Source organism: Streptomyces sp. NPDC000878, from assembly GCF_053599695.1.
In genome coordinates this window covers 1-7,051 of sequence record NZ_JBSFMT010000157.1, presented here as the reverse complement: position 1 = coordinate 7,051, position 7,051 = coordinate 1, and the positions used below count along the sequence as shown (strand labels likewise).

At 70.4% G+C, this 7,051-nt stretch carries 6 protein-coding genes; all 6 read right to left on the bottom strand.

Annotated features, from left to right (window positions below; translation table 11 throughout):
- Positions 1 to 176: 176 nt before the first annotated feature.
- On the bottom strand, positions 177 to 1,106 hold the full coding sequence (locus ACWDR4_RS49600; protein WP_450418749.1) for a Pro-rich N-terminal domain-containing protein: 930 nt from the start codon (positions 1,104 to 1,106) through the stop codon (positions 177 to 179).
- A 165-nt stretch (positions 1,107 to 1,271) separates the two neighbouring features.
- Entirely contained in the window at positions 1,272 to 2,366 is a 1,095-nt protein-coding gene (aroB, locus tag ACWDR4_RS49595; protein WP_450418747.1) for a 3-dehydroquinate synthase, read from the bottom strand.
- On the bottom strand, positions 2,363 to 2,845 hold the full coding sequence (locus tag ACWDR4_RS49590; RefSeq protein WP_450418751.1) for a shikimate kinase: 483 nt from the start codon (positions 2,843 to 2,845) through the stop codon (positions 2,363 to 2,365). Before ACWDR4_RS49590 ends, aroB begins: the two co-directional genes overlap by 4 nt.
- A 29-nt stretch (positions 2,846 to 2,874) precedes the next feature.
- On the bottom strand, positions 2,875 to 4,059 hold the full coding sequence (aroC, locus tag ACWDR4_RS49585; RefSeq protein WP_450418745.1) for a chorismate synthase: 1,185 nt from the start codon (positions 4,057 to 4,059) through the stop codon (positions 2,875 to 2,877).
- Positions 4,060 to 4,236: 177 nt separating this feature from the next.
- The gene (locus ACWDR4_RS49580; protein WP_450418744.1) at positions 4,237 to 5,091 is read right to left on the bottom strand and encodes a shikimate dehydrogenase; all 855 of its coding nucleotides are present in this window, start codon (positions 5,089 to 5,091) and stop codon (positions 4,237 to 4,239) included.
- Positions 5,066 to 6,868, bottom strand: coding sequence for an endolytic transglycosylase MltG (mltG, locus tag ACWDR4_RS49575; protein ID WP_450418743.1), 1,803 nt, complete (start codon positions 6,866 to 6,868; stop codon positions 5,066 to 5,068). The genes ACWDR4_RS49580 and mltG overlap by 26 nt, the downstream gene beginning before the upstream one ends.
- Positions 6,869 to 7,051 lie beyond the last annotated feature (183 nt).

Sequence of the window (7,051 nt, the reverse complement as noted above, 5' to 3'; positions counted from 1 at the left end):
CGTCCGGCGTTTGAGGACGAGCGCGTTCAGCGCGACAAAGGGGGGTCTGGGGGCGCAGCCCCCAGGGATGGGACGGGTAGGGGCGGCGGGGGCGATCACTCGTTTGGCCCACCCCGAACCGGCGGCCACCGCTCACTGGCCGGCAGGCACACGCCCTCAGCCCCGCGTACCCTGCGCTACCACTTGGGCGGGCTGGCCAGCAGCCGTGCCAGGACGTCGTCCAGGACCCGGGCCGTCGCCGGCACGTCCAGCTGGGAGTTGTCGATGATCGGGAGGCCCGAGCCGTACCAGCCCGCCATCCGGCCGTGGATACGGGCGACCTCCTCGTCCGTGAGGCGGCGGTTGCCGGACCGTTCGGCGTTGCGCTCCAGGACGATCTCCAGGCCCGGGAGCAGGACCACCGGCAACAGACCGGGGCCCACGTGCCGCTTCCAGCCGCCCAGGCCGACCACCGGCCGGTCCGGGAACACCGCGTCGTCGAGGATGCACGAGATGCCGTTGGCCAGGAAGTTGCGGGCGGCGAAGCCGCAGGTACGGCGGGCGAGACGATACTGCGCCTCGGAGTGGTCGTTCCACCCCGACTGCGGATCGGCGAAGCCCGAACGAACCCATTCACGCACGTCGTCAAGGCTGATGTGCGCGGTGGGCACCCGGCGATGGTCCGCCCAGTACTTCGCGACGCTGGTCTTCCCCGCGCCCGCGGGGCCGATCAGCAGCACGGCGAGGGGCGCGGAGGCCGGGTCGAGAGGACCCGTGGCGGGCGGCGGACCCGGCGTCGGGACGAAGTCGCCCTGCGGCAACGGCACATGGCCGGTGGTGTCCGACGGGGGCGGCACGGGGATGTGCTGCGGAACGGGAGCGTGCTGGGGGACCGGCGGATGCGGTGCCTGCGGGCCGGGGCCCGACGGACCTCCCCCCGTGTAGACCGGACCCGGACCCGAGGGCGCTCCCCCGGTGTAGACCGGGGCCGGGGCGGGCGGCCGGTTCGGGGGTGCGGAACCCGGGTGCTGTTGCCCCGCGTGCGGCGCGGCCGACGACCAGTCGGCGTCCGGTCCTTGCCCCGGCTGGTGGGGCGGCGGCAGCGGAGACCCCACTGCGTGCTGCATCCGGTGCCACTCCATCTCGTACAGGCAATTGGCGCTGGCCTGCGGGGCACGGACCCCGCTCGCTACCGAACGGTACCGTCCCGGGCCGCCGTTTGGTGAACGGCCCGGAGCGGCCCGAAGTGCCCATCGCCACAGGCGAATCGGGCCAAGCGCCCGAGTGGGGAGCTACTCCCCCACTTCGCCGTAGGCGGCGAGGAGGACGGCCGGGTCCGGTCCCTCCAGGACGGTCGGCTTGGCCAGCCCGTCCAGGACGATGAACCGCAGCAGGTCGCCCCGGGACTTCTTGTCGACCTTCATCGTCTCCAGCAGCTTGGGCCACTGGTCGTAGCGGTAGTGCAGCGGCAGGCCCACGGATTCGAGGACCGTGCGGTGGCGGTCGGCCGTCGCGTCGTCCAACCGGCCCGCCAGACGGCCGAGTTCGGCCGCGAAGTGCATACCGACGGAGACGGCCGCGCCGTGCCGCCACTGGTAGCGCTCGTTCTTCTCGATGGCGTGCGCGAGCGTGTGACCGTAGTTGAGGATCTCGCGCAGGCCCGACTCCTTCAGGTCCGAGGAGACGACCTCCGCCTTCACCTTGATCGAGCGCTCGATCAGCTCGGCGGTGTGCGGACCGGCCGGGGTCCGGGCGGCCTGCGGGTCGGCCTCGATCAGCTCCAGGATCGCCGGGTCGGCGATGAAGCCGGCCTTGATGATCTCCGCGAGCCCGGACACGTAGTCGTTGACCGGGAGCGAGTCCAGCGCCGCGAGGTCGCAGAGCACACCGGCGGGCGGGTGGAAGGAGCCGACGAGGTTCTTGCCCTCGGCGGTGTTGATGCCGGTCTTGCCGCCGACGGCCGCGTCCACCATCGCCAGGACCGTCGTCGGGATGGCGATCCAGCGCACCCCGCGCAGCCAGGTCGCGGCCACGAACCCGGCCAGGTCGGTGGTCGCCCCGCCGCCGACACCGACGATGACGTCGGTGCGGGTGAAGCCGGACTGGCCGAGCGCCTTCCAGCAGTAGGCGGCCACCTCGACGGTCTTGGCCTCCTCCGCGTTCGGCACCTGGATGGCGACCGTCTCGAAGCCCTGGCCCGCGAGGTCGGCGCGCAGCGCCTCACCCGTCTCGGCGAGCGCCTCGGGGTGGATCACCGCGACGCGCTTCACCCTGGGCCCGATCAGCCCGCCCAGCTCCTCCAGGAGCTGTCGCCCGATCAGGACCTCGTACGGATCGCTGCCCGCCGTGCCGCCGACCTGGATCCGCGTCACTGCCTCGCTGCTCATGCTGACTTCAACTCCAGTGCGTCCAGGACGGCTTGGGTGACCTCTTCGGGCGTACGGCCATCGGTGGCGACGACCGCGTCGGCGACCTCCGTGTACAGATGGCGGCGGGCCTCCATCAGCTCCCGCCACTGCCGGCGCGGGTTGACCGCCAGCAAGGGGCGGGCCGCGTTCAGGCCGGTGCGCTGGACCGCTTCCTCGACGTCCATCGAGAGGTAGACGACGCGGTGTCCGGCCAGCAGCTTGCGGGTGTCCTCGTCGAGGATCGAGCCGCCGCCGAGGGCGAGAACGCCGTCGTGCTCGGCCAGCGCCCGCTGGACCGCCTGCTTCTCGACCGCACGGAAGACCGGCTCGCCCTCGTCGACGAAGATGTCGGCGATCGTGCGGCCCTGCTCGGCGACGATGTCGTCGTCCGTGTCGCGGTACGCGCAGTCGAGCCGTTCGGCCAGCAGCCGTCCGACGGTGGACTTGCCGACGCCCATCGGCCCGACCAGCACAATCTGCACCGCGCTCACCGAACGATCAGGTGTTCGAGGTAGGACTCCACATTGCGGCGCGTCTCGGGCACGCTGTCGCCGCCGAACTTCTCCACGACCGCGTCCGCCAGCACGAGGGCCACCATCGCCTCGGCGACGATCCCGGCCGCCGGGACCGCACACACGTCGGAGCGCTGGTGATGCGCCTGCGTCGCCTCGCCGGTCACGACGTCGACGGTCTGCAGGGCGCGCGGCACGGTCGCGATCGGCTTCATCGCCGCCCGTACGCGCAGCAGCTCACCCGTGGACAGGCCGCCCTCGGTGCCGCCGGAACGGCCCGTGGCGCGCCGGATGCCGTCATCGGTGGCGATGATCTCGTCGTGCGCCTTCGAGCCCGGCACGCGCGCGAGGTCGAAGCCGTCACCGACCTCGACGCCCTTGATGGCCTGGATGCCCATCAGAGCGGCGGCCAGCCGGGCATCGAGGCGCCGGTCCCAGTGCACATGCGAACCGAGCCCGACGGGGACTCCGTACGCCAGTACCTCGACCACACCACCCAGGGTGTCGCCGTCCTTGTGAGCCTGGTCGATCTCCGCGACCATCGCCTTCGACGCGTCCGCGTCCAGGCAGCGCACCGGGTCCGCGTCCAGCTTCTCCACGTCGGAGGGCTTGGGGTAGACGCCGTACGGGGCCTTCGCCGCCGCCAGTTCGACGACGTGCGAGACGATCTCGATCCCGGCCGCCGCCTTCAGGAACGACCGGGCCACCGCGCCCAGCGCCACCCGGGCCGCCGTCTCCCGCGCGGAGGCGCGCTCCAGGATCGGACGGGCCTCGTCGAAGCCGTACTTCTGCATGCCCGCGAGGTCGGCGTGGCCGGGGCGGGGGCGGGTCAGCGGGGCGTTGCGGGCGAGGCCGGCCAGGATCTCCGGATCCACCGGGTCGGCCGCCATCACCTGCTCCCACTTCGGCCACTCGGTGTTGCCGACCATCACGGCGATCGGCGAGCCGAGCGACAGACCGTGCCGTACGCCGCCGAGGAAGGTGATCTCGTCCTGCTCGAACTTCATCCGGGCACCGCGCCCATAGCCGAGCCGCCGCCGCGCCAGGTGGTCCGCCACCAACTCGGTGGTGATCGGCACGCCGGCGGGAAGGCCCTCCAGCGTCGCGACGAGTGCGGGACCGTGGGACTCCCCCGCGGTCAACCAGCGCAACCTGCTCAACGGTGCTCCTCGATACTCGCGCCCTGGTACTGCCCTGCGTACGCGCGTCCTCGCGTACGTCGACGGCGTGACCGGTGCGCGGCCCTGGCCCGCCACCCCCGATCCTCCCACGTCCGGGCCGGATGCCCGGTCGGCGGTCCAGCAAGCGGACGCGGAACGGAGCGGACCGGAAGCGGGTCAGCGGTCGGCCAGCGCCTTCTCGCCCGCCCTGCGCATGGCGCCCAGCGGGCCCGGGACCCGTCCGGTCATCTGTTCCACCTGAAGCACGGCCTGGTGCACGAGCAGGTCGAGTCCGCTGACGACCGCCCCGCCGTACGCCGACCAGCGGGCCGCCAGATCGGTCGGCCAGGGGTGGTAGAGCACGTCGAAGAGGGTCGCGGGCCGTTCCGGGACAGCCCCGGACAGCGCGTCCGTCGCACCGGCCGGGGTGGTGGCGATCACCAGCGGGGCGTGCAGCGCCCGGGTCGCGTCCGCCCAGTCCGCCGTACGGACCTCGATGTCGAGGCGTTCGCCCCACTGCCGCATCTCGGCGGCGCGGGCCTCGTTGCGGACGTACACGACGACCTCGCCGGTGCAGATCCGGGCCAGTGCGGCGAGCGCGGAGGAGGCGGTGGCGCCGGCGCCGAGGATCGCGGCGGAGTCGACCTGTTCGATGCCGTGCTCGCGCAGGGCGCCCACGATCCCGGGGATGTCGGTGTTGTCGCCGACGCGCCGCCCGTCCGCTTCGAACACGACGGTGTTGACGGCCTCGACCGACGCGGCCGTCTCACTGACCTCGTCGAGCAGCGGAATGACCGCCCGCTTCAACGGCATCGTGAGCGACAACCCGGCCCACTCGGACCCGAGCCCGCCCAGGAATCCCGGCAGTGCCGCCTCGTCGACCTCGAAGCGGTCGTACGTCCAGCCGGTGAGCCCCAGTTCCTCGTACGCGGCGCGGTGCAGCACCGGGGAGAGGGAATGGGCGATGGGAGAACCGAGCACCGCTGCCCGGCGTCGTCCTCCGTGCTCAGCTGCCGCTGTTGCGTTGTGCATTGAATTGCCGGACCAACTCTTCGTGTTCGGACAGGGTCTTGGTGAACTTCGTCGTCTTGCCGTCGAGGGAGATGAAGAACATCCATCCACCGCTGTCGGGATTCAGCGCCGCCTTCAGCGCGTCCTCGCTGGGATTTCCGATCGGTCCGGGCGGCAGCCCCTTGTAGAAGTACGTGTTGTACGGGTCGTCGTAGTTCCGGATCTCCGACGTCGAAATATCAATCTTGCTCTGGTTCTTGAGGTAGTTGTAGGTCGAGTCGAATTCGAGCTTCTGGTTGGTGATGTCGTTCGAGGTCTTGAGGCGGTTGTAGACGACGGCGGCCATCTTCTTGAAGTCGTCGTGCGTCACCCCCTCGGCCTGGACAAGGCTCGCGACCGTGATGACCTGCAGCGGACTGTCGAGGTCCAGTTCCTCGGCCTTGGCTTCGAGGTCGAGCGCGCCGTACTTCGCGCTGGCCTGCGCCACCATTTCCTTCAGGACGTCCGCAGGTTTCATGCCCTTGGCGGCGGGATAGGTCGCCGGGTAAAGGAAACCTTCCAGCGGGTCCTTGATGTCCTCGTTGTCGTTCGCCCAGTCCGGAAGTCCGAAGCTCTTGTAATCCGCCTTGGCAACCTTCGCGGTGGTGCCCTTGGCAAGGCCGAGCTGCTTGTCGATCGCCGCGTAGACCTGAACGTTGCGCCATCCCGTCGCGACGATCAGGTTGTTCTGACTCTTCGGGTCGAGCATCATCGCGACGGCGCTCTTGGCGGACATCTCCTTGTTCAGGACATAGACGCCGGCCTGAATCGTCTTTCCCTTGGGATTCTCCGACTGGGCGGAGACAAAAGCGTCGACGCTCTTGACGACACCTTTCTCCTTCAGCGCCTGGCCGATGGCGTAGCCGCCCGCACCCTTGGGGATCTCGACGGTCACCGTCGCGCTCGTGCCGTCGCCGGCGAAGTCGGGAGCCGCGCCGAAACGATTTTGGTAGAACTGGTACCCGAAATACCCGATTCCGGCGATGCCGCCGCCGAACACCAGGACGACCACCAGGCAGGCGGTTCCGCTGCGGCTCTTCTTGCTCTTGCCGCCCTTCCCGCTCTTGTCGCCGTCCCGCCCTTTCCGGTCGCCACGGCCCCGACGCCCCTCCGCCTCGTCATCGGGTTCGTCGTCATCGTCACCGCCCGCGAAGAAGGCGTGCTCGCCCTGGTCGGGACCGGGGTCCCAGCCGGTCTGCGGTTCCGGCTCGGGATCGGGCTCGGGTTCCGGCTCGGGACGGCGCCTGGCCGGCGGTTCCGGCGGCGGGTACGCGTCAGGGGTGCCGTAGTAGTCGGGCTGCTGGCCGCCGTACGCGGCTGCCTGCTGGGCGTACGGGTCCATGGGGTCGGCGGCGTAGGGGACCTGCCCCTGCTGACCGGCGTCCCAGCCGCCGCCCGCGTACTGCTGCTGACCCTGATCGACGTACTGCTGGTGGGGCTGTCCGCCGTACTGCTGCTGCGGGTAAGGCTGTTGCTGGGTCTGCTGCTGGTACTGCTGCTGGTGCTGAGCGTGCTGCTGGTACTGCTGCTGCGCGTACTGCTGCTGCGCCTGGTCGTACGCGGCCTGCTGGCCGTCGGTGCCCCAGTCGCCGTACTGCGACTGCTGCGGCTGCGGCTGCTGCTGGGGGTAGTGCTGATGCTGGCCGTCGTAGGAGGACTGGCCGGCCTGGGCCTGCTGTCCTTCCCATCCGCCGTCCCCGTACAACGGGTCCTCCGGATGCCACGGTTCGGAGCCTGGGCCCCGGCCATACTCAGTCATCGATCCCCTAGAGCCGCGAGGCGGCCGATCACGCGGCGCCCACATAACCGCTACCGTTCCGCCTCTTATCGTGCGGCTACTGTTCGAACAGAGCCACAATCGCGCGGAACGTTACCGTATCGCGATCAGATGACCACTTCGACGCCCTCGCCGGGTGCTTTACCTGACACCCGTTCGGATTCC